Raw genomic sequence first — 21254 nt, 5'->3', positions numbered from 1 at the left:
TCGAACCTGCAGGCGATGCTCCCGATCCTGGAAGCGGTCGTCCAGTCGGGCCGTCCGCTGCTGATCATCGCCGAGGACATCGAGGGCGAGGCGCTCGCCACGCTCGTCGTCAACAAGCTGCGCGGCGGCCTTAAGGTCGCGGCGGTCAAGGCGCCCGGCTTCGGTGATCGCCGCAAGGCGATGATGGAGGACATCGCGATCCTGACCAAGGGCGAGCTGATTTCCGAGGATCTCGGCATCAAGCTCGAATCGGTTACGATCGGCATGCTCGGCACCGCCAAGCGCGTGACGCTGGACAAGGACAATACCACGATTGTCGACGGCGCGGGCGACCACGAGACGATCAAGGGCCGCACCGATGCGATCCGCCAGCAGATCGAGAACACCACCAGCGATTACGACCGCGAGAAGCTCCAGGAGCGTCTGGCCAAGCTTGCCGGCGGCGTCGCGGTGATCAAGGTCGGCGGGTCGACCGAAGTCGAGGTCAAGGAGCGCAAGGATCGCGTCGATGACGCGCTCCACGCGACACGCGCGGCGGTCGAGGAAGGCATCGTCCCCGGCGGCGGCACGGCTCTGCTCTATGCCACCAAGGCGATCGAGGGGCTTACAGGCGCCAATGACGACCAGACCCGCGGGGTCGATATCGTCCGCAAGGCGCTTTATGCGCCGGTCCGCCAGATCGCGCAGAATGCCGGGCATGACGGCGCGGTGATCTCGGGCAAGCTGCTCGACGGCAACGACTCGAACCTGGGCTTCAACGCTCAGACCGACACCTATGAGAACCTCGTCACCGCCGGCGTGATCGACCCGACCAAGGTCGTCCGCACCGCGCTCCAGGACGCGGCTTCGGTTGCCGGCCTGCTCATCACCACCGAAGCGGCGGTGAGCGAGATGCCGGAAGACAAGGCCCCGGCCGGCATGCCCGGCGGCGGCGGCATGGGTGGCATGGGCGGTATGGACTTCTGACTTGCGCCCGGGGCGGCGAAAGCTGCCCCGGACGGAAAATCAGGACCGCGATTTATGTCGCGCCAGTCGAGGACAGACAGGAAGGGCCGACGGATTTATCCGCCGGCCTTTTCGCTTAACCGACGCGCGTCGCCAATCGGCGCAGCACGCCCAGCGTCTCTTCCAGCGACGTCTCCGACGTGCCGCTCGCCGCCGTGGCACGGCGGTGAACGCCGCGTTCGAGCCGTGTGAGCAGGTCGTGGATCGTCGCCTGGGGCAGCGGCGCCGACGTTTCGTCGACGTCCGCCGCCGGGGCGGGGGGGCGTATCATCGGGGTCAGTTCGAACGTCTCGATCCGCTCGTGCGATCCAAAGCGAGCGGTCGCGGTTGCGGCGACATCCGCTGCGTCCTCCGCGACCTCCGGCAGTGTCTCCGGCGCGGCGAACGGCGCGATCGGCGTGTCGAGATCGGCGGGCAGCGTGCGCTCTTCCGGCCATGATTTGGCTTCGGCAAGCGCCGTCGGAGCCGGTGCGTGGATATCGAGGAATGGCGTGCCCAGGTCGCTTGCGGCGAACAGCGGCCGGCGCGAGGGCGCATCGGGATGGGCATCGGCACGACGCAGGACGGGTGCCCCGTCGTCCTCGACGGGTGTCCCCAATACGATGCTGCGCCCGCCGATCAGCTGGTGAAGGCCGAGCCACAGCATGGCGGTCGTCACGCCTCCGGCCACCCCGGCTATGGCCAGCCGCGCGGTCAGGCCAAGCGGCGGTTCGGCGGCGGTCACCAGCGCGGCGATGCCGCTGTCTACGACCAGCCACTCCAGCACGGCGGCGGGAAGCGCGATGAGGAACATGGCGATCAGCATGCCCGCGCCGGCCGCGATCGACGGCGCGACCGGCAGGATCAGATGCTGGCGACGGCTGGTGGCGTCCATGTGACCTCCCGATTGGCGGACTCTATAAGTCTTTGGTAAACAGGAGCATAACGCGCAATATTTGAAGACCAGTTACGCTCGCGCTCGACAAAGGCGCGCGCATGCGCGCGGCGTTCATCCCACCGGGTGCGATCGTCGAACAATCCGGCCAGTGCGCCTGCGATCGCGCCCGGATCGTTGGGCGCGAACAACGTCCCCGTATCGCCGTCGCGGATCAGTTCACGATGGCCGCCGACATCGGATGCGGCGACCAGCCGACCCTGCGCCATGGCCTCAAGCGGCTTGAGCGGGGTGACCAATTCGGTAAGCCGCATGCGCTTGCGCGGATAAACGAGTATGTTGGCCAGGCTGTAATAGCGTTCGACCTCGCCATGCGGCACGCGGCCGACGAAACTGATCGCAGCCGCTGCCGGAGATGCCGTGGCCTGAGCGCGCAGCGCTTCCTCGCAGGGGCCGCCGCCGACCAGCATCAGCCGGGCCCTGGGACGTTTTGCGATCAGCGCTGGCAGCGCCGCGATCAGGTCGTCGAGCCCTTCATAATCGTAGAAGCTGCCGATGAAGCCGGCGACCTCTGCGTCGATCGAGAACCCCAGTTCGGCGGCGAGCGCCGCGTCACGCCGGGGCGGCGCGCCGAACAGCTCCAGGTCGACGCCGTTGGGCGACACGATGATCCGGGCTGGATCGATCCCCCGCGCAATCAGGTCGCCGCGCAGCCCTTCGCAGATCACTGCCACGGCATCGGCCCGACGCACCGCCCACGTCTCCAGTGCCCGCGTCAGGCGGTAGCGCAGAGACCCTTCCGTCCCATTGTTGTTACCGACCGCCGCATCTTCCCAGAACGCCCGAATTTCGTAAAGCAACGGCAGCCTCAGCCGCCGCGCCGCTCTCAGTGCCGCCAGCGCGTCGAGCACCGGCGAGTGGGCGTGGATTACGTCGGGCCGGAATCGCTCGGCGACCGCCACGATGCGGCGCGCGAACGCCGCGACCTCCTGCCACTCGCCAAGTGGGCTGGGCAGCAGCGCGACGGGCGGGGTGCGATGGAACTCGAGGCCCTCGAACCGCTCGACCAGAGCGGGCGATGTGCCATGGCGTATGCTGGTGACGCTCGCCACTTCCCAGCCCCGCGCCGCCTGCGCCTTCAGGATCGCCCGCGTGCGAAAGGTATAGCCGCTGTGTACCGGCAGGCCGTGGTCGAGGACATGGAGGATCCGCATCGCGCCGGGGTGGTGCCACGGCACTATTTAACGGCACGTCAACCCGCTCCGTCTAGATATAAGGGATATATTGCCGCGAGGGTTCGATGATCGACAATCTGGCGCTCGCCATCACCCACGGACTGATGATGTTGACCGCGCTGCTGTTGATGCGGCGGGGCGACCTGAACAGCGAGACGACCGCCGGGCACGAGCGCGAGAGGCCCGCGCCGCGTGCGTGACCTGGCGTTCATCGCCTTTCTCGGCGTCTTGTTCGCCATAGGTTTTCGGCGGCCGTTCCTGTTCGTGCTATGCTATGTCTATATCGACGTCGTCTCGCCGCAACGGCTGAGCTACTTCCTGCTTAATTCGGTGCCGATCTCGCTGATCGCGGTCGGGTTGGCGGTGTCGGCCTGGGCATTGTTCGACGACAAGACCGGCACGCGGCTGGCTCCGCGCCAATTGCTGATCCTGCTGCTGATGCTGTATTGCGGGGTGTCGACGCGGACCGCCGACTTTCCGGTCGATGCAGCGGAGAAGTGGGATTGGGTATGGAAGGCGCTGGCCTTTGCGTTTTTCCTGCCGTTCACCCTGCGCACGCGGCTCAGGATCGAGGCGCTCTTGACCTTCATGATCCTGTCGGCCGCGTCGATCATCATCGTCGGCGGGGTCAAGACGATCGCCAGCGGAGGCGGGGGCTATGGCGAGCTCAACCTCATGGTGTCGAACAATTCGGGGCTGTACGAAGGATCGACGATTTCGACCGTGGCGATTGCGATCATTCCCCTGATCGTGTGGGTCAGCCGGTTCGGCACGATCTTCCGGCGCGACTGGAAGGTGAAGCTGTTCTGCCATGCGTTGATCTTCGCCTGCCTGCTGATCCCGGTCGGCACTGCCACGCGGACGGGCCTGGTGTGCATCGGCCTGCTCGCGCTCTTGATGATCCGGGAGAGCCGGCGCAAGCTGCTTTATCTGGGGCTGATCGGGGGGCTGGCGCTGGTTGCGGTACCCTTCCTGCCCAAGACTTTCACCGATCGCATGGACACCATCAAGTCCTACCAGGCGGACGAAAGCGCCTCGACCCGGGTCGCGGTGTGGGCGTGGACCTGGCAGTATGTGAAGGACCATCCGCTGGGTGGCGGCTTCGAGATGTACCGCCAGAACCAGATCCGTTACGACATCGTCAAGGCGCAAGGAGCCGGCGGCAACGTCGCATTGGACCGGCAGCTTACCGTCGATCACGCGCGCGCCTATCATTCGGCCTATTTCGAGGTATTGGGGGAACAGGGCTTTCCCGGACTGATCCTGTGGCTGCTGATCAGCGTGATCGGCCTCTTGCGGATGGAAGTTATCCGCCAGCGTTACCGGCGGGCGCCTGAGGACGAGGCGTGGATCGGGCCGCTGGCCGGCGCGCTGCAGAGCGCGCATATCGTCTACATGCTCGGCGCGGCGTTCATCGCGATCGCCTTTCAGCCGTTCATGTTCATGCTGGTCGGTGCGCAGATCGGCCTGGACACCTATCTGGCGCGCCGGCGGGCGGCGGCGGCCTGGCGGCCGATGCGGCGCGAACGTCCGGCGCTGGAAGAGGCGACCGCGTGACCTCACGCGGCGAATTGCGCGCGCTGACGAGCGTCCGCGGCATCGCGGCGTGGTTGGTCGTGCTCTATCATATCCGCCGGTCGATCGCCGGCCTGCCGGATACTTGGCTGGCGGTGTTCGCGCGGGGCTATCTGGCGGTCGACTTCTTCTTCCTGTTGTCCGGGTTCGTCATCTGGCTGGCGTGGCACGATCGGTTGCGCCGCGACGGATGGCGCGCGGCGCCGGCGTTCCTGCGCAAGCGGATCGCGCGCATCTGGCCGCTGCACCTGGCGATGCTCGCAGCGGCGTTCATCCTTGCGATTGCGCTGGCGGCGGCCAGGCACCATGATCCACGCGTTTTCCCGTTCGGCGAGTTGCCGCTCCATGTGCTGCTGCTCCAGAACTGGGGCTTTACCGATCGGCTGGCGTGGAATGACCCCGCCTGGTCGATCAGCTGCGAGCTTGCGGCCTATCTCGCCTTCCCGCTGCTGGTCAGGGCGATCGACTGGCGGACCGTGCCCAGCACCGTGCTGGTGGTCGTCGGGCTGTGCTTCCTGGTCCTGCTTCACGACAGGATGGCCAATGCCGGCGCGACATCGCTGGGCGACGACATCACGCGCTTCGGGCTCGCGCGGTGTCTGGCGGAATTTGGGACGGGGACGATCGTGGGTGCGTTATGGCTGCGCTGGCGGGAGCGGCCGTGGTGGCCGTTCGCCGGCGGGGTCGGGGTGGCGACCGCGATGGTCGCGGGATCGGGGTGCGGGATCCTGCCGGAAACGCTCGCTTTCCCGATCGCCTTCGCCGCGATCCTGCTGGCGGTGGCGCTGACGTCAGGCATGGCGCAAAATCCGCTGGACTGGCGGACGATCCATTACCTTGGCGAGACCAGCTATGCGACGTACCTTGCCCATTTCCTACTGTTCTTCGTCTTCAAGCTGGCGTTCGTCGAAGATGCCCATGCGGTGCCCCCGCCACTGATCACATTATACCTGGCAATGGTACTGTCCGCGTCGGTCGCGCTGCATCATCTGGTCGAGCGGCCGGCGCAGGCGTGGGTCAACCGCCTGCGCCCGACGCGCGCGACCGGCCCGATCAAGCCGCCGCCAACTGTTCCTCAAGCGCTTCGATAATCGCGCGGTTGAAGGCGGGCAGGTCGTCGGGCTTGCGGCTGGTGATCAAATTGCCGTCGACCACCACCTGTTCGTCGACCACCTCGGCGCCGGCATTGACCAAATCGGTGCGGATCGACGGCCAGCTCGTCACCTTGCGGCCATCGACGACATCGGCCTCGACCAGCAGCCATGGGCCGTGGCAGATAGCCGCGACGATCTTGTCGTCGTCCATGAACTCCTCGACGATCTGGACGGCGCGGCCCTGGGTGCGCAGCTTGTCCGGATTGGCCACCCCGCCAGGGATCACCAGCGCGTCGTAATCATCGGTGTCGACATCGGTCAGGACGATGTCAGGCGTGATGCTGTCGCCTTTTTCGCCCTCCTTCTCGCCGCGGATCGGGTCGGTCGTGATCGACGCGAGCGTCACGACGGCGCCCGCATCGATCAAAGCCTTGCGCGGCTTGAACAGTTCGTCCTGTTCGAAACCGTCGGTGGCGATCATCAGCACGCGAGCATTGGCGAGGTCGGTCACGGCGATTCTCCTGTGAAGTATACGCTTCAAACCCTCCACCTACTTGCCCGTTCCGGAACGAAGCGACGAACCGCGCATTTCCATGGATCATCAGGGGAGGAGGTCATGGCCCGGATCGTCTATTGCGATGACAGCGAACCGGGGATCACGCGGCGCAAGGTACGCCACGGCTGGGGATATTGGTCCCCCGCCGGCGAGCGCATTACCGACCGCGAGGAGATCGACCGGCTAAACCGCATCGGCCTGCCCCCCGCCTATCGCGACGCATGGTTCTGCCCCCGCGCCAACGGCCACATCCAGGCGGTCGGATGGGACGAGCGCGGCCGCAAGCAATATCGCTATCACCTCGATTTTCGCGAGCGGCAGGATGCCGCCAAATATGATCGTTGCGCCGGCTTCGGCCGGGCGCTCCCGAAATTGCGCGCACGCGTGACCGCCGACCTTGCGCTGCAGACGCTGAGCAAGCGGCGCGCGGTCGCCGCGGTCATCCGCCTGCTCGACGAAGGCCATGTCCGCGTCGGCAACGAAGGCTATGCCAGGGCCAACCAGAGTTTCGGCGCGACCACCCTGCGCAACCACCATGCCGCGCTCACCTCCGGCCGGCTGAAGCTCCAGTACAAGGCCAAGTCGGGCAAGTTGCGGATGCTGACGATCACCGATCGTTCGCTGATCAGCTTCGTGCGCAAATGCCAGGACCTGCCCGGCCAGCACTTGTTCCAATGGCTCGATGCGGCGGGCGAGCCGCACCCTGTCACCTCGTCCGACGTCAACGATTATATCCGCGAAGCGACCGGCGACGATTTTACCGCCAAGCACTTCCGCACCTGGGGGGCCAGCGTCATCGCGTTTGAGGCGCTGGCCACGGCGACCAAGGACGTGAGCCTGAAGACCCTGCTCGCGCCGGTCACCGAGGCGTTGGGCAACACTCCCGCGATCGCCCGCAAATCCTATGTCCATCCCGCGCTGATCGCCTTGGTCAAGGACGGCCAGACCGACTTTCGCGGCGGATTGGCCCTGCCGCGGTCCACGCGCTATCTGACGCGAGCCGAACGCGGATTGATTGCGTTCCTGGAAGCCGGCACCACCCCCGGCCGTCGGGCCGCCTGAGCGCTGCAATATCAGAGAGAAGTGATGCGTAACGTTTCCACACCCCCGGGGCATGTCGATCCGCATGGGGTGGGGGACCAGTTGACCGCCCTCTACCAGGCCGCCACCGACTGGATCGTCGCCAATTGGCTGGAGGCGATCATCGCGACCGTGGCGGGCATAGCGATCGTCATCCTGCTCCACGCACTGCGCCGGTTGGGCCGGACGCTGCACCGGCGTGACGGCGACCGCGCGGGATGGGGCACCGTGTTCGGTCGCGCGATCGAGCGAACGGGTAACTTCTTCATCGTCATGGCCGCGGCCAAGCTGGTTGCCGGCTATGCGCGCCCGCCGGCCGAGCTGGGCATGACGATCACCTTCCTGTTCACCATCGCGGCCGCGTTCCAGGCGGCGATCTGGGCCCGCGAGTTGATCCTGGGCACGATCGACCGCCGTGCGCGCGGTGCCGACCAGGGGGAGACGCTGGGCAATGCGATGGGGCTTATCCGCCTGTTCGTGACGTTGGCCGTCTTCGCCGTCGCGCTGGTGCTGGTGCTTGACAATCTGGGCGTGAACGTGACCGGGCTGGTTGCGGGACTGGGCGTCGGCGGCATCGCCATCGGCCTGGCGGCGCAGGGCATCTTCGCCGACCTGTTCGCGGCCCTCGCGATCATCTTCGACCGACCGTTCGGCAAGGGCGATTCGATCGAATATGACGGCACGTCGGGGTCGGTCGAGGCAATCGGGCTGAAGTCCACGCGCATCCGATCGTTCACCGGCGAAGAGCGGGTGATCGCCAACAAGAGTTTGCTCGACAAGGAAATCCGCAACAACACGCTGCGCAACCATCGTCGCGGCAGCTTCACGATCGGCTTGGTCTACCAGACCCCGCCGGCGGTCTGCGGGCGGATCCCCGCGCTGTTCAAGGAGATCGTCGAGGCGTGCGGCGGCACGTTCGTCCGCGCCGGCTTCACCGGCTTTGGCGCTTCCAGCCTTGACTTCGAGGTGATCTTTGACACGGACGGCGCCGACTACGCGCATTTCTATGACGGACGTACCGCCATCGGCCTTGCCATCCTGACCCGGTTCAACGCCGACGGGATCGAGTTCGCCTATCCGACCCAGACCTCGTTGACCTATGCGGCCGACGGCAAGAAGGCCGAGCCCGACGCCGCGTCGGTGCCGGACCGCGACGCCGACGCGACCGGCAGCTGAGCTTCTGAGTCTCAATCGTCGTCACCGCCGCCGCGCCGCCGCGCGATGTCGACCAGCATTGCCAGCGTGCGCCGCGTCCGTTCGACATCCTGTGGCCCGACCCCGGCCAGCAGTTCGGCATCGACCATCTCGCGTGCCGCGCCTTGCACCACCGCCGCCGCCTGGCCGCGAGCGGTCAGCGTGACGTTCAGCTTGCGGCTGTCGGCGGGGTCGATGCCGCGGTCGAGATAACCGCGCACGACCAACGTATCGACCAGCTGTCCGGCCGATTGCTTGGAGAGGCGCAACTGACGTAGCAGGTCGCCCAGCACGACCTCGCCTTTGCCGAGCGCCAGCCCCCCGATCAGGTACAGGCCGTTCGGCGGCACGTCGTCATAGCCGGCCTCGGCCAGCGCGTGCCGCATCGCCGCGCCATAAGCGGTCCGCGCATGGCGGAGCAAGGCGGGCATCGCCACCTGCTGATACCAGGGTTCTTCGTTCATCGTCATCCATCGCTCCTCGGCGCTATGCGGGCGAGCAGAATACCCTCGCCGACCTGCCCGCCCGTCGTCGCGTTCAGTTCCCCGACCGTGCCGTCGAACGGGGCGACCAGCGAATGCTCCATCTTCATCGCCTCCAGCGTCAGCAGCTTCTGGCCCTTGGCCACCATGTCGCCCGCCGCGACCTCGACCGCGATGATCCGGCCGGGCATGGGCGCGAGGATCGCGCCGTCCTGGGTGGAGCTTCCGCGTCCGCCTTCCACCCGCCAGGGGGAAAAGGCATAGGTCTGCCCGCCCTCGTTCAGGATGACGAAGCCATCGTGCTCGTCGATCCGCAACCCGCCGGCCAGGAAATCGCCGACCGCCGCTTCAGTGGGTCGCCCGTCGACGCAAACCAACGCCCTCGTCCTGGCGGAGCCATTCAGCCGCAGCCCGATCAGCCCTCCATTCCAGGGATCGGGCTCATAGGCGCCATCGTTGTAGCGCAGCGTCGCCAGTCCTTCCCGAAGCGCTGTGTCCGTCGGCGTTTCGGGGGGCAGCAGCGCATCCAGGTGACGCTCGATGAAACCGGTGTCGATATAAGCATCGCGAAATTCACGGCTCGTCGCCGCCCGATACAGGAAACCGGCATTGGTGCGGACCGGCCAGATGTTGATGTTGCCTAGCTTGGCCGCAAGCCCGTCAATCGCTTCATCCCGGCTGCCGCCTCGGTTGACCAGCTTGGCGATCATCGGATCATAGAAACTACTGACCTGGTCGCCCTGCGTAACGCCGGTTTCGACCCTGCCGGCGCCCGCGTGCAGCGTCAGCAGATCGAGTCTGCCGATCGACGGCAGGAATCCCTTGGCCGGGTCCTCCGCATATAGCCGCGCCTCGATCGCCCAGCCGCCGATCGCCAGTTCGTCCTGCCGCTTCGGCAGCGGCTCGCCCGACGCCACGCGCAGCTGCCACTCGACCAGGTCGACGCCGGTGATCTCCTCGGTGACCGGATGCTCGACCTGGAGGCGAGTGTTCATTTCCATGAACCAGATGCGGTCCCCGCGCAGGCCCCCACCGCCCTTGGCACTGGTGTCGGCGATGAACTCGATCGTGCCCGCGCCGACATAGTCCACCGCTTTGGCCGCGCGTACCGCCGCCGCGCAGATCGCCTCGCGCGTGGCCGCGTCCATGCCGGGGGCAGGGGCTTCCTCGATCACCTTCTGGTGGCGGCGTTGCAGCGAGCAATCGCGCTCGAACAGGTGGACGACATTGCCGTGGCTGTCGCCGAACACCTGCACCTCGATATGACGCGGCGAGAGGATGTATTTCTCGATCAGTATTTGAGAGTTGCCGAACGAGGAGGCCGCCTCGCGCTGGCAAGACAAAAGCGCGCCGGCGAAGTCGGCGGGGTCGTCCACGCGCCGCATCCCCTTGCCGCCGCCGCCCGCGACCGCCTTGATGAGGACGGGATAGCCGATCGCCGCCGCCTCCGCGGCCAGCCGCTCGGGCGACTGGTCCTCTCCGAGATAACCCGGCGTCACCGGCACGCCGGCGGCGATCATCCGTTCCTTGGCGGCATCCTTCAGCCCCATCGCACGGATGCTGTCCGGGTTGGGGCCGACCCAGATCAGGCCGGCGTCGATCACGCTTTGCGCGAAGTCGGCATTTTCCGACAGGAACCCATAGCCCGGATGGATCGCCTCGGCGTCGGTCGCCTGGGCCGCGGCGATGATCTTCTCCCCGACCAGATAGCTTTCGCGCGCGGGCGACGCGCCGATATGCACCGCTTCGTCGGCCTGGCGCACGTGGAGGGCGTGTCGGTCGGCGTCGGAATAGACCGCGACCGTCCGCACGCCCATCGCCCGCGCGGTGCGGATGATGCGGCAGGCGATCTCGCCGCGATTGGCGATGAGCAGCGAAGTCAGCATCGGGTGCCCACGATCTTGTCAAACTTCACCAAGTTCGCCCACAGGAGGAAAAGAAAAACGGCAATCGGAGCGCGTGCTTCATGGCGGTATCATGCCCGGAATTGGGGACTTAGGACAGCACGACCTCATCCGGCGGCGCAGCCACCCGGATGCGCCGAACGGTCGTCCTTCCCGTTCCGGGGAGGAATGAAGGGCCGGCCGCCTCCATCACATCCGGAACACCCCGAAGCTCTGCCGCTCGGGCACTGGCGCGTTGAGCGTGGCGGCAAAGGCGAGGCCGAGTATGTCGCGGGTCTGGGCCGGGTCGATGATGCCGTCGTCCCACAGGCGCGAGGTCGCGTAATAGGGGTTGCCCTCGTCCTCGTATTTCCGGCGGATCGGGTCCTTGAAGGCATCGGCTTCCTCCGGCGTCCACGTCGCGGCATCGCGGTGGACGGTCGCCAGCACGCTGGCCGCCTGTTCGCCGCCCATCACGCTGATCCGCGCGTTCGGCCAGCTGAACAGGAAACGTGGGCTGTAGGCGCGGCCGGCCATGCCGTAATTGCCCGCGCCGAAGCTGCCGCCGATCAGTACCGTGATCTTGGGCATTGTGGCGGTCGCCACCGCCGTCACCAGCTTGGCACCGTGCTTGGCGATGCCTTCTGCCTCGTACTTGCCGCCGACGATGAACCCGGAGATGTTCTGGAGGAACAGCAACGGCACACGGCGCTGCTGCGCAAGTTCGATGAAATGCGCGCCCTTGACCGCGCTCTCGCTGAACAGCACGCCGTTATTGGCCAGGATCGCGACCGGCATGCCCCAGATGTGCGCGAAACCGCACACCAGCGAGGGGCCGTACAGCGCCTTGAATTCGTGGAATTCGCTGCCGTCGACCAGCCGCGCGATGATCTCGTGCACGTCATAGGGCGCGCGCACATCCGGCGGGACGATGCCGTACAGGTCGTCGGCGGCGAACCGGGGCGGGCGCGGATCGCGCAGGTTGACGTCGGCGCCCCGCTGCGGCCGGAGCGTCGAGACGATGTCGCGGACGATCGTCAGCGCATGCTCGTCATTCTCGGCGAGATGATCGACCACCCCGGACTTGCGCGCATGGAGGTCGCCGCCGCCCAGGTCCTCGGCGGTGATGACCTCGCCGGTCGCGGCCTGGACCAGCGGCGGGCCGGCGAGGAAGATCGTCGCCTGGTCTCGGACGATGACGCTCTCGTCGCTCATCGCCGGCACGTACGCGCCGCCGGCGGTACAGCTGCCCATGACGCAGGCGATCTGGGGGATGCCCTTGGCGGACATATTGGCCTGGTTGAAGAAGATGCGGCCGAAATGGTCGCGATCGGGAAATACCTCGGCCTGGTGCGGCAGGTTCGCACCGCCCGAATCGACAAGGTAGATGCACGGCAGGCAATTCTGTTCGGCGATCTCCTGCGCGCGGAGATGCTTCTTCACCGTCATCGGATAATAGGTGCCGCCCTTTACCGTGGCGTCGTTGCAGGCGATCATCACCTGCCGCCCGCTGACCCGGCCGATCCCGGCGATGATGCCGGCACCCGGGACCTCGCCGCCATACAGGTCGCCGGCCGCGAGCTGGCCGATTTCGAGGAATGGCGATCCCGGATCGAGCAGCCGCTCGACGCGGTCGCGGGGGAGCAGCTTGCCGCGCGCCGCGTGGCGCTCGCGGCTCTTCTCGTTGCCGCCCAGTGCCGCGGCCGCGACATTGGCGCGCAGTTGCTCGGCCAGCGCGCGATTGTGCGCGGCATTGGCGCGGAACGCGTCGTCTTCGCGGTTGAGTTTGGTGTCGAGAACGGGAGCGGTCACGCAAAATCCTCCCCGTGCGGGGGAGGATTCATCACGCTCCGGCTCCGATCAATTCCCGTCCGATCAACATGCGGCGGACTTCGTTGGTGCCCGCCCCGATGTCGAGCAGCTTGGCGTCGCGCAGATAGCGCTCGACCGGCCAGTCCCGGGTATAGCCCGCGCCACCCAGCGCCTGGATCGCCTCCAGCGCGACTTTCACCGCATTTTCGCTGGCGAGCAGGATCGCGCCGGCCGCGTCGAACCGCGTGGTGCGCCCGGCGTCGCAATTGCGCGCCACCTGATAGACATAGGCGCGCGCCGAATTGAGCGCGACGTACATGTCGGCGACCTTGGCCTGGATCAGCTGGAAACTGCCGATCGCCTTGCCGAACTGCTTGCGCTCGCGGACATAGGGCACGACGACGTCGAGGCAGGCCTGCATGATGCCGAGCTGGATGCCGGCGAGCACGGTGCGCTCGTAATCGAGCCCGCTCATCAGCACGCCGACCCCGCCGTTGAGCGGCCCCATCACATTTGCTTCCGGCACCTCGCAATCGTCGAAGACGAGTTCGGCGGTGGGCGATCCGCGCATCCCCATCTTGTCGATCTTCTGCCCGATCGAGAAGCCGGGCATGTCCTTTTCGATCAGGAAGGTCGTGATGCCCCGGCTGCCTTCGCCGGTCTTGGCATAGACCACCAAGGTATCGGCATAAGCCGCGTTGGTGATCCAGAACTTGGTGCCGTTGAGGACATAGCCGCCCTGGACCGCCTGCGCCTTCAGCTTCATGCCGACCACGTCCGATCCGGCGCCGGCCTCGGACATCGCCAGGCTGCCGACATGCTCGCCGGAGATCAGCCTGGGCAGGTATTTCGCCTTCTGCTCCGGGGACGCCCAGCGCGCGATCTGGTTGACGCACAGATTGGAATGCGCGCCATAGCTGAGGCCGATCGAGGCGGAGGCGCGGGCGACTTCCTCGCAGGCGACGACATGGTCGAGATAGCCGAGGCCCAGACCGCCATCGGCCTCGGCGACGGTGATCCCGTGCAGGCCGAGCTCGCCCATCGCCGGCCACAGGTCGCGCGGGAACCAATCCTCGGCATCGATCCGCGCGGCGAGCGGCGCGATCCGTTCATCGGCGAAACGGCGTGTCGTCTCGCGGATCATGTCGGCCGTCTCGCCCAGGCCGAAATCCATCATGTCCGTCGCCGCCGTCATGCCCGCGGCTTTACGGAAATCGTTCGGCAAAGCAAAGTTGATGTGGGAGTCGTCATGCTGGTCCAGCAAAGCTGAAACCAGGTGCCGCTTGGCAATACCTCAGGCGGCGCGGCGCCGGCGCACGACCGACCGGGCTCCGCCGATCAGCCGCGACAGCAGCAGCGTATCGATGCCGGCATAGCCCAGTCCCAGGTGATCGGGGCGGACCGCGACCGCGTCGATCAGCGTGATCGTCCCCGCCTTCAGGCCATGGCGGACGACGCGGCCCCAACGCAGGGCGGTCTCCCACTTGATCATCCGGCGGCTGTCGGGATCAACCGCGCGGGTGGCGAGGAACCGCGCCTGGAGCCGGCCGAGCACGCCGCCCAGCCGCGCCAGCTCGATGCGGTCGGCGACCGGTTGGCGGCGCATGATGCAGCGCGCGACGATCGACGCGTCTTCGACGGCTTCCGCATCGCCGTCGGCGGCATAGGTTTCCGCCAGCACGCGCGCGGCGCTGGCCTGCATCATGTCGACAAAACGTTGCGAGGCGCCCGCGCCATGGCTGCGATAGAGCAGCAGCGGCTCGTCGATCTGCGCGATGCCGCCGTCCCGCGCCAGCCGGTGATAGAGGTCGAAATCCTCGGCATAGAGCAGTTCGGGCCGGGTGAAGTCGCCCGGCGGCACGGCCGCGCGGCGGACCATGACGGTCGACCAGACCAGCGGGTTCTCGATCTGGAGCAGCCATTCGACCAGCCGCGGCGTCGTTACCGGCGAACGGATGCCCGAGGCGATCGTGCCGTCCTCCAGCACCGCTGCGGCGGTGCCGGCCAGCGCGATCCTGGGGTTGGCGTCGAGATAGGCGACCTGCCGCTCGAACCGGGCGGGCAGGCAGAGATCGTCCTGATCGAGCCCGGCGATGTAGCGCCCGCGCGATTCGCGATAGGCGCAATTGCGGGCGCGGACCGGCCCGCCATTCCGATCGAGCGCGATCACTCTCAGGCGCGGGTCGCGGCAGCGCGCCAGCACCGCCAGCGTATCGTCGGTCGAGCGGTCGTCGACCACCACGACTTCGAAATCGTCGAAGGTCTGGGTCCACAGGCTGTCGAGCGTTTCGCCGATCAGGGCCGCGCCATTATAGGCGGCCATGACGACGCTGACGGTCGGCGCGGTCATGCCACCGCGCGCTGGGCTGTGCCCAGCACCTGGTCGACGATCATCTGGCCGACGTCGTTCTGCCACAGCCACAGGCCGTTGGCCTGGCCGGTGAACGATTTCTCGCCGCCCAGCCGGCCCGACGGCACGAACCCCGCCGCCAGGCCGATGCCATAGACGCCGGGCACCGGCTGGCCGTCGGCGCCGAGCACGCGGCAATGGCCGTCGACCATCGGCTTGCCGGCCTGCGCGGCCAGCGCGATCGGTCGGCCGCTGCGATCGAACAGCGGCAGCGCGCGCGGGCGATAGCCGAGTGCCGCGATGACCAGGTCGGCCTCGGCCAGCCGCCCGCGCGCCGCCGCCTCGTCGTCGCCGATGCGCATCACCGTCACGCGCGGATCGGGCGCGCGGCCGTCGATCCGCAGCATCCGCAGCACCAGCTCGCGCGCCTCCAGCCGGAACCCCGCCAGGCGATAGACGAAGCCTGACACCGGGCAGACATCGTCTTCGCCGAACGCGATAAAGCCGTCGGCGCGCGCCGCCTCCGCCGAAGGATAGAAGGGCAGCAGCGGGCGGCGATGGAGCAGGGTGAGGTCGCCCGCGCCGAACGGGATGCCGGGGCGGCTGCGGAGCAGCAGTGCGACCGCCGCCAGCGCGCTGGTCGATCCGCCGACCACCACGACGCGCGGCGCGCGGGCGTCGGCGAGCAGGTCGGCTATGCGGTCCAGCCCGCCCAGCGCCAGCACCTCGTCGGACTGGACCAGCCTGCCGTTGGCGAGGTCCAGGAGCGACGCGCCCGCCACCTGTTGCCCGGCCAGCCGGTCGAACGGCTGCGCGCCGCCGGTCGCGATCACCAGGGTATGCGATCGCCGCTCGACGATGGCCCCATCGCCCAGCCGCCGCAGCCGCGTCTGCCAGCCGCCGCCGGGGAGCTGGTGCGCATCGATCGCCTCGTGCCCGGTGGCCAGTTCGCCGCCATTGGCCGCGACGATGCCGGCCAGCCGATCGCCGATCACGCCCAGGAACTGCCCGGTCGCCGCGAGCGGCACGCCCAGCCGGCCGATATGGCGCCCGACTTCCTGCGCGGCGGGATGGCGGGCCAGCGCGGCGATCTCCGGACAGGGATTGTCCCTGACTGCGGTAAGAAAGGTCTCGGCGGTGCTGTCCGAATTGATCGCATAGCCGGCGAGCCGGCCGTTGCCGATCGCGTCGTCGCGTTCGACGATCGTCAGCCCGGCCTGCGCCAGGTCGGCGAGCCGTCCCTGTTTCGATGCCGCGGTCAGCAGCGCACAGCCGGCGGGGCCGCCGCCGACGATCAGCGTCGTCATGGTCGCGGCCGTCCCGGCCGTGCGCGGCTGCGCGGCGCAGGCGGCACGAAGGCGTTCGGCGATGAAGCGCGCGTCGGCGGCGCTCATCCGGTCGCTGATCGGCAGCGAGACGATGCGCCGCGCAACGTCGTCGGTGACCGGGGTGGCGGTGACCAGCGAATGGTCGCGCAGCCATGGTTGCTGCCCGATATGCGGGCTGAAATAGCATCCTGCGCCGATTCCGTCGGCGGCCAGCGCCGCGATCACCGCGTCGCGGCGCGCTGCCAATTCGGGGGGCAGCAGCACCGGCTGGAACTGCATCGCCTGGCGGCGGGCATCGCTCGCCTGGAAGGTGAAGCCGGCCAGCGCGGCGCGATAGGCGATCGCGACCTGCGCGCGCGCGACGGCGATCGTGTTGATCTCGGCCAGCTTCAGCCGCGCCATCGCCGCGATCAGCTCGGGCATCTTGGCGTTGATCCCGGGCAGGACAGCCGATCGCGATCCGCGAAACCCGAAATTGATCATCGCGCGCAGTTCGTCGATGATGCCGGCGTCGCCGCTGTGGATCAGGCCGCCCTCGGCGACCGCGAAGGTCTTGGTGGCGTGGAGCGAGAACACCACCGCAAACGGCGCGCCGGCGCCGAACCCGGCGCCTTGAGCATCGATCGTGCCCAGCGACGCGGCGGCATCGATCACCACGCCCACGCCATGACGGCGCATCAGCCACGCATAGCGATCAACGTCGATCGCCGCGCCGAACGTCGCATAGGGCACCAGCACGCCGACCTTGCCGGCATGCCGTTCGAGCAACCGCTCCTCGGCTGCCGCGCATGCCCCCCAGTCATCGCGGTCGACGTCGCAGATCAAGGGCGTGAGTCCCGCCCACAACGCCGCCTGCGCGGTCGCGGCAAAGGTCATCGCCGGCATCAGCGCCAGCGTTCCCGGCGCGGGATCGCGCCCCGCCGCCTGGCGGATCGCGACCACCAGGCCCAGCGTGGCGTTGCCCACCCCCAGACAGGCGCCGCGCCCGCCGAACAGCCGCTCCGCCACCTCCGCCTCGAACGCCTGCAACTCGGGCCCGTTATTGCTGAACATGCCCGATCGTTCGACGCGGGCGAGGACGTCGGGATGCTCGCTCAGCCGCGGCGGGCTGGGGTCGACGAGCGGAAAACGCAGCGGTGACATGGCCGCGCGTGATGCCAGCGGACGCCTAAGAAGCGGTTAGCGGTGGGACCTTGCGGGTCCGACAGGACCGCTTGTAGTGAGGGACATCGTTTCCGGACGCATCGCAGCCAGGCTCATACCGGCGTCGTTGCGTCGTCCTCATCGCCGAACAGCCACGCCAAGGCGTCCTCTTCGCTGAGGAAAAACGCCGTCCCGTGCCCCGCCGCAACGCGCTTGGCCTGAACGCGCTTGGCCTGCATCATCTCCAAGGGAGATTGCGACATGAGCATTGCGATCCGGCGCACCAATGGACCATATTGCGCAATGCATGCCTGGAATCGAGCTGTAATATCCTGAGACTGCACGTTCGAGGCGCGGGCATCGTTAAGCAGCAGGTAATCGCCCGGCCGTCCGCCCTCCAACGGCATGCGTTCGAATGCCGCAGCCAGTTCCTGCTCGAACCTGTCCAGGGTCGCATGGTCCATATAACCCGAAAAGGTCAGGCGCATGTAGTTTTTTCGGGGATCCAGTTCGATCAGGTATGTTGGCTTTAGCGACATCCCGATATCCTCCTTATACGCCCAATGCTGACATTATCGTATAGGTACAAGGCATCGAGGAGGCATATATCACAAACTTTAATTCAATAAAAACGTGCCGGTCAAGAGTATCGGCGGCCCTTGATCGGCCGCAAACAGCCATGTCCGGACCCGTGAAACGTTCTACACGCCCAGGATTGCCAATGCCAAGTGACTGAAACAATTGGTCGGGGCGACAGGATTTGAACCTGCGACCCCCACACCCCCAGTGTGATGCGCTACCAGGCTGCGCTACGCCCCGACCGGCGGGCTGGTGCCAAGGTGGCGCCGGCCCGGAAGGGGGCGCCTTTAGGCTGTCTGGAGTCTTGATGCAACCGCGCCGCGTCGCCCGGGTGGCATTGCCGACCGGGCCGGTCCGGGCTTGCGCCATGTTGCGCGCACCGGCGCATGGTGATAGCGCGCAGCGCTTGACGCAGCCGGCCCGTTTCGCGCCGCTTATGCCCAGTTCAGGACGATCATGCTCATCCCACCCGCTTATGCCCAGGCCGCCGGCGCCGCCGGTCCCCCCGACATGTTCGCGGGGCTGGCGCAAACCTTCCTGCCGCTCGTGCTGGTCTTTGTCGCCTTCTATTTCCTGATGCTGCGCCCCCAGCAGCAGCGGGTGAAGGCGCTGCAGAACGCGATCGCCGCGCTCAAGAAGGGCGATTGGGTCATCACCGCCGGGGGCGTGGTGGGCAAGGTCGGCAAGGTCGAGGACCGCTTCGTCGAGCTGGAAGTCGCACCCAACGTCCGCGTCCGAGTGGTGCGCGCGACGATCACGGAAGTGCTGACGCCCGACGCGGCAAAGGCGGCGAACGACTGATGGGCGACTTTCCACGCTGGAAGGTGACCGCGATCATCGCCACCCTGGTGGTGCTGTGCAGCCTGGCGATCCCAAGCTTCTTTCCCGAAAGCCAGACGAAGAATTGGCCGGTCCATCCGCGGATCAGCCTTGGGCTCGATCTCGCGGGCGGCAGCTACCTGCTGCTCGAGGCCGACACCAACGAACTGGTCAAGTCGCGGCTCGAACAGATGCAGCAGACCGTCGCCGCCGAAATGCGGCGCAACGACCCGCGGATCGACATCGGCGACATCTCGACCGCCGATGGCAAGGTCAGCTTCATGGTCCGCAACGTCGCCCAGCTGGAGGCGGCGCGCCAGCGGCTGTCGACGCTGACCACCGGCGCTGGTTATACCGGCCAGCGCGACTGGAACGTCGACGTGGTCGATTCGACGCGCTTCGTGATGACCCCGACACAGGCCGGGGTCGACCAGGCGATCGATCGCGCGATGGAGACCGCGACCGAGGTGGTGCGCAAGCGCATCGATTCGCTCGGCACCCGCGAGCCGACGATCGTGCGCCAGGGCAATAACCGCATCGTCGTCCAGGTGCCGGGGTTGCAGGATCCGGCGGGGCTGAAGGCGCTGCTCGGCAAGACCGCCAAGCTGGAGTTCAAGCTGGTCGACCAGAATGCCGATCCCGCCGCGCTGATGAAGGGCCAGGCGCCGCTCGGCGACAAGATCCTCTCCTATCCCGGCAATCCGCAGGGTATTCCGGTGATCGCCGTGCGCAACGCCGCGATCGTGACCGGCACCGACCTGATCGACGCGAGCCAGGGCAACGATCCGCAGACCAATGCGCCGATCGTCAATTTCAGCTTCAACACGACCGGCGGCCGGCGCTTCGCCAAGGTGACGCAGGAAAATACCGGCAAGCTGTTCGCGATCATCATCGACAACCAGGTGATCTCTGCGCCGCGGATCAACACGCCGATCCTGGGCGGGTCGGGCTATATCCAAGGCGACTTCACCACCGCCTCGGCCAACCAGCTGGCAATCGCGTTGCGGTCTGGCGCGCTGCCGGTGGCGCTCAAGGTGATCGAGGAGCGGACCGTCGGGCCTGACCTGGGCGCCGATTCGATCCGCGCCGGCGTGCTCGCCTCGGTGATCGCGGTGGTCGCGGTGGTGGTGTTCATGCTGCTGACCTATGGCCGGTTCGGCATCTATGCGAATGCGGCGGTGATCATCAACGTGCTGGTGATCCTGGGCGTGCTGGCGCTGCTCAACGGCACGCTGACGCTGCCGGGAATTGCCGGCTTCGTGCTGACGATCGGCACCGCGGTCGACGCCAACGTGCTGATCAACGAACGCATCCGCGAGGAACGGCGCCGTGGGCGCAACGTCGTCCAGGCGATCGACCTGGGCTACAAGGAAGCCAGCCGGACGATCTTCGAGGCAAACATGACGCATGCCATTTCGGGCATCATCATGCTGTTGCTGGGGTCGGGGCCGGTCCGGGGCTTTGCGATCGTGCTGCTGATCGGCATCGTCACCTCGGTGTTCACCGCGGTCACCTTCACCCGGATGCTGGTGACCTTCTGGCTGCGCGCGCAACGTCCGCAGACGATCAACATCTAAGGCTTAGCCGACATGCGCCTGCTCAAGATCGTTCCCGACAACACCAATATCGACTTCGTCCGGCTGCGTTACTGGGCGTTCGGGCTGACGATACTGCTGACCATCGCAGCGGTCGCTTTGGTGATCGTCAACAAGCTCAATTTCGGAGTCGATTTCGTCGGCGGCATCATGATCGAGGAAAAGTTCGCGACCGCGCCCAGCCTCGACAAGGTGCGCTCGACGATCGACCGGCTGGGCGTCGGCCAGGCCTCGCTCCAGCAATTCGGCGATCCGCGCACGGTCTCGATCCGCCTGCCGCGCCCCGACAGCGCGGATGACGCCGCGACCAACGCGATCGTCTCGACGGTGTCGGGCGCGCTGGCCAAGGAATTCCCCGGCGCGCAATTCTCCAAGCAGGACGCAGTCTCGGGCAAGGTGTCGGGCGAGCTGGTGAGGAACGGCATCCTGGCGGTTGTGCTCGCGGTGCTCGGCATCGGCCTGTTCGCGATCTTCCGCTTCGAATGGCAGTTCGGCGTGTCAACCGTCGTCGCGATAATGCACGACGTGCTGATGACGCTGGGATTCTTTGCGCTGTTCCGCAACAGCCTGGAATTCGACCTCAACATCGTCGCTGCGGTGCTGACGATCATCGGCTATTCGATCAACGACAAGATCGTCATCGACGACCG

The 21254-nt window shown here is 67.0% G+C and carries 19 protein-coding genes and 1 tRNA gene; 9 read left to right on the top strand and 11 right to left on the bottom strand.

The window, feature by feature from the left end:
• Positions 1 to 966: chaperonin GroEL (groEL, locus tag ACFE7K_RS14440; protein ID WP_375398900.1), on the top strand; the 966-nt coding region annotated here is incomplete at its 5' end.
• 115 nt (positions 967 to 1081) lie between these two features.
• On the opposite strand, the gene ACFE7K_RS14435 is transcribed toward groEL, so the two are convergent.
• Positions 1082 to 1879 (bottom strand): hypothetical protein, encoded by a 798-nt coding sequence (locus ACFE7K_RS14435; RefSeq protein WP_375398899.1) that lies wholly within the window; start codon positions 1877 to 1879, stop codon positions 1082 to 1084.
• Positions 1849 to 3093, bottom strand: a complete 1245-nt coding sequence (locus ACFE7K_RS14430) for a TIGR04063 family PEP-CTERM/XrtA system glycosyltransferase (protein WP_375398902.1) — start codon at positions 3091 to 3093, stop codon at positions 1849 to 1851. The genes ACFE7K_RS14435 and ACFE7K_RS14430 overlap by 31 nt, the downstream gene beginning before the upstream one ends.
• Positions 3094 to 3179: 86 nt before the next feature.
• Between ACFE7K_RS14430 and ACFE7K_RS14425 the strand changes: the two genes are divergently transcribed.
• From ACFE7K_RS14425 to ACFE7K_RS14415, 3 genes are read left to right on the top strand one after another with little or no spacing between them, the layout of a single operon-like run.
• Positions 3180 to 3314: a hypothetical protein gene (locus ACFE7K_RS14425; RefSeq protein ID WP_375398898.1), complete on the top strand. Its 135-nt coding sequence runs from the start codon at positions 3180 to 3182 to the stop codon at positions 3312 to 3314.
• Positions 3307 to 4671, top strand: coding sequence for a putative O-glycosylation ligase, exosortase A system-associated (locus ACFE7K_RS14420; protein ID WP_375398897.1), 1365 nt, complete (start codon positions 3307 to 3309; stop codon positions 4669 to 4671). The genes ACFE7K_RS14425 and ACFE7K_RS14420 overlap by 8 nt, the downstream gene beginning before the upstream one ends.
• Entirely contained in the window at positions 4668 to 5780 is a 1113-nt protein-coding gene (locus ACFE7K_RS14415) for an acyltransferase family protein (protein WP_375398896.1), read from the top strand. The genes ACFE7K_RS14420 and ACFE7K_RS14415 overlap by 4 nt, the downstream gene beginning before the upstream one ends.
• Here the strand turns inward: ACFE7K_RS14415 and ACFE7K_RS14410 are convergent.
• The gene (locus ACFE7K_RS14410; RefSeq protein WP_375398895.1) at positions 5743 to 6294 is read right to left on the bottom strand and encodes a type 1 glutamine amidotransferase domain-containing protein; all 552 of its coding nucleotides are present in this window, start codon (positions 6292 to 6294) and stop codon (positions 5743 to 5745) included. The two genes, ACFE7K_RS14415 and ACFE7K_RS14410, sit on opposite strands and share 38 nt — an antisense overlap.
• A 105-nt stretch (positions 6295 to 6399) precedes the next feature.
• Here ACFE7K_RS14410 and ACFE7K_RS14405 point away from each other — a divergent pair, with 105 nt between their 5' ends.
• Both ACFE7K_RS14405 and ACFE7K_RS14400 read left to right on the top strand, forming a co-directional pair.
• Positions 6400 to 7401: a DNA topoisomerase IB gene (locus tag ACFE7K_RS14405; protein ID WP_375398894.1), complete on the top strand. Its 1002-nt coding sequence runs from the start codon at positions 6400 to 6402 to the stop codon at positions 7399 to 7401.
• 24 nt (positions 7402 to 7425) lie between these two features.
• Positions 7426 to 8595, top strand: coding sequence for a mechanosensitive ion channel family protein (locus ACFE7K_RS14400; RefSeq protein WP_375398893.1), 1170 nt, complete (start codon positions 7426 to 7428; stop codon positions 8593 to 8595).
• An 11-nt stretch (positions 8596 to 8606) separates the two neighbouring features.
• Here the strand turns inward: ACFE7K_RS14400 and ACFE7K_RS14395 are convergent, their stop codons facing one another.
• From ACFE7K_RS14395 to ACFE7K_RS14360, 8 genes are all read right to left on the bottom strand, one after another.
• Positions 8607 to 9083 carry a MarR family winged helix-turn-helix transcriptional regulator gene (locus tag ACFE7K_RS14395; protein ID WP_375398892.1) on the bottom strand — a complete coding sequence of 159 codons (477 nt, stop codon included), beginning with the start codon at positions 9081 to 9083 and terminating at the stop codon, positions 8607 to 8609.
• Entirely contained in the window at positions 9080 to 10981 is a 1902-nt protein-coding gene (locus ACFE7K_RS14390; protein ID WP_375398891.1) for an acetyl/propionyl/methylcrotonyl-CoA carboxylase subunit alpha, read from the bottom strand. The genes ACFE7K_RS14395 and ACFE7K_RS14390 overlap by 4 nt, the downstream gene beginning before the upstream one ends.
• 207 nt (positions 10982 to 11188) lie before the next feature.
• Positions 11189 to 12790 carry a carboxyl transferase domain-containing protein gene (locus tag ACFE7K_RS14385; RefSeq protein ID WP_375398890.1) on the bottom strand — a complete coding sequence of 534 codons (1602 nt, stop codon included), beginning with the start codon at positions 12788 to 12790 and terminating at the stop codon, positions 11189 to 11191.
• A 31-nt stretch (positions 12791 to 12821) separates the two neighbouring features.
• On the bottom strand, positions 12822 to 13964 hold the full coding sequence (locus ACFE7K_RS14380; protein ID WP_375398901.1) for an isovaleryl-CoA dehydrogenase: 1143 nt from the start codon (positions 13962 to 13964) through the stop codon (positions 12822 to 12824).
• A 120-nt stretch (positions 13965 to 14084) separates the two neighbouring features.
• Positions 14085 to 15140 (bottom strand): glycosyltransferase family 2 protein, encoded by a 1056-nt coding sequence (locus ACFE7K_RS14375; RefSeq protein ID WP_375398889.1) that lies wholly within the window; start codon positions 15138 to 15140, stop codon positions 14085 to 14087.
• Entirely contained in the window at positions 15137 to 17611 is a 2475-nt protein-coding gene (locus tag ACFE7K_RS14370) for a DegT/DnrJ/EryC1/StrS family aminotransferase (protein ID WP_375398888.1), read from the bottom strand. The genes ACFE7K_RS14375 and ACFE7K_RS14370 overlap by 4 nt, the downstream gene beginning before the upstream one ends.
• A 113-nt stretch (positions 17612 to 17724) precedes the next feature.
• A complete protein-coding gene (locus tag ACFE7K_RS14365; protein WP_375398887.1) occupies positions 17725 to 18150 on the bottom strand; it encodes a hypothetical protein in 426 nt (141 codons plus the stop codon).
• A gap of 203 nt (positions 18151 to 18353) precedes the next feature.
• Positions 18354 to 18430: transfer RNA gene (locus ACFE7K_RS14360), tRNA-Pro, on the bottom strand.
• Between the two features lie 216 nt (positions 18431 to 18646).
• Here ACFE7K_RS14360 and yajC point away from each other — a divergent pair.
• The 3 genes from yajC to secF form a co-directional block, all read left to right on the top strand.
• Positions 18647 to 18991: a preprotein translocase subunit YajC gene (yajC, locus tag ACFE7K_RS14355; RefSeq protein ID WP_375398886.1), complete on the top strand. Its 345-nt coding sequence runs from the start codon at positions 18647 to 18649 to the stop codon at positions 18989 to 18991.
• Entirely contained in the window at positions 18991 to 20586 is a 1596-nt protein-coding gene (secD, locus tag ACFE7K_RS14350; RefSeq protein WP_375398885.1) for a protein translocase subunit SecD, read from the top strand. The genes yajC and secD overlap by 1 nt, the downstream gene beginning before the upstream one ends.
• 12 nt (positions 20587 to 20598) lie before the next feature.
• Positions 20599 to 21254 (top strand): protein translocase subunit SecF (gene secF, locus ACFE7K_RS14345; protein ID WP_375398884.1); only part of this gene is annotated, 656 nt, incomplete at its 3' end.

The organism is uncultured Sphingomonas sp., assembly GCF_964244265.1.
GTDB lineage: Bacteria > Pseudomonadota > Alphaproteobacteria > Sphingomonadales > Sphingomonadaceae > Sphingomonas.
Note: the sequence above shows the minus strand (reverse complement) of the source record. Positions and strands in the feature narration are given on the sequence as shown.

Coding starts and splice junctions, on each gene's coding strand:
- ACFE7K_RS14435 (WP_375398899.1), bottom strand. CDS start 1,879: ATGGACGCCACCAGCCGTCGCCAGCATCTGATCCTGCCGGTCGCGCCG.
- ACFE7K_RS14430 (WP_375398902.1), bottom strand. CDS start 3,093: ATGCGGATCCTCCATGTCCTCGACCACGGCCTGCCGGTACACAGCGGC.
- ACFE7K_RS14425 (WP_375398898.1), top strand. CDS start 3,180: ATGATCGACAATCTGGCGCTCGCCATCACCCACGGACTGATGATGTTG.
- ACFE7K_RS14405 (WP_375398894.1), top strand. CDS start 6,400: ATGGCCCGGATCGTCTATTGCGATGACAGCGAACCGGGGATCACGCGG.
- ACFE7K_RS14400 (WP_375398893.1), top strand. CDS start 7,426: ATGCGTAACGTTTCCACACCCCCGGGGCATGTCGATCCGCATGGGGTG.
- ACFE7K_RS14395 (WP_375398892.1), bottom strand. CDS start 9,083: ATGACGATGAACGAAGAACCCTGGTATCAGCAGGTGGCGATGCCCGCC.
- ACFE7K_RS14390 (WP_375398891.1), bottom strand. CDS start 10,981: ATGCTGACTTCGCTGCTCATCGCCAATCGCGGCGAGATCGCCTGCCGC.
- ACFE7K_RS14380 (WP_375398901.1), bottom strand. CDS start 13,964: ATGGATTTCGGCCTGGGCGAGACGGCCGACATGATCCGCGAGACGACA.
- ACFE7K_RS14375 (WP_375398889.1), bottom strand. CDS start 15,140: ATGACCGCGCCGACCGTCAGCGTCGTCATGGCCGCCTATAATGGCGCG.
- ACFE7K_RS14370 (WP_375398888.1), bottom strand. CDS start 17,611: ATGTCACCGCTGCGTTTTCCGCTCGTCGACCCCAGCCCGCCGCGGCTG.
- ACFE7K_RS14365 (WP_375398887.1), bottom strand. CDS start 18,150: ATGTCGCTAAAGCCAACATACCTGATCGAACTGGATCCCCGAAAAAAC.
- yajC (WP_375398886.1), top strand. CDS start 18,647: ATGCTCATCCCACCCGCTTATGCCCAGGCCGCCGGCGCCGCCGGTCCC.
- secD (WP_375398885.1), top strand. CDS start 18,991: ATGGGCGACTTTCCACGCTGGAAGGTGACCGCGATCATCGCCACCCTG.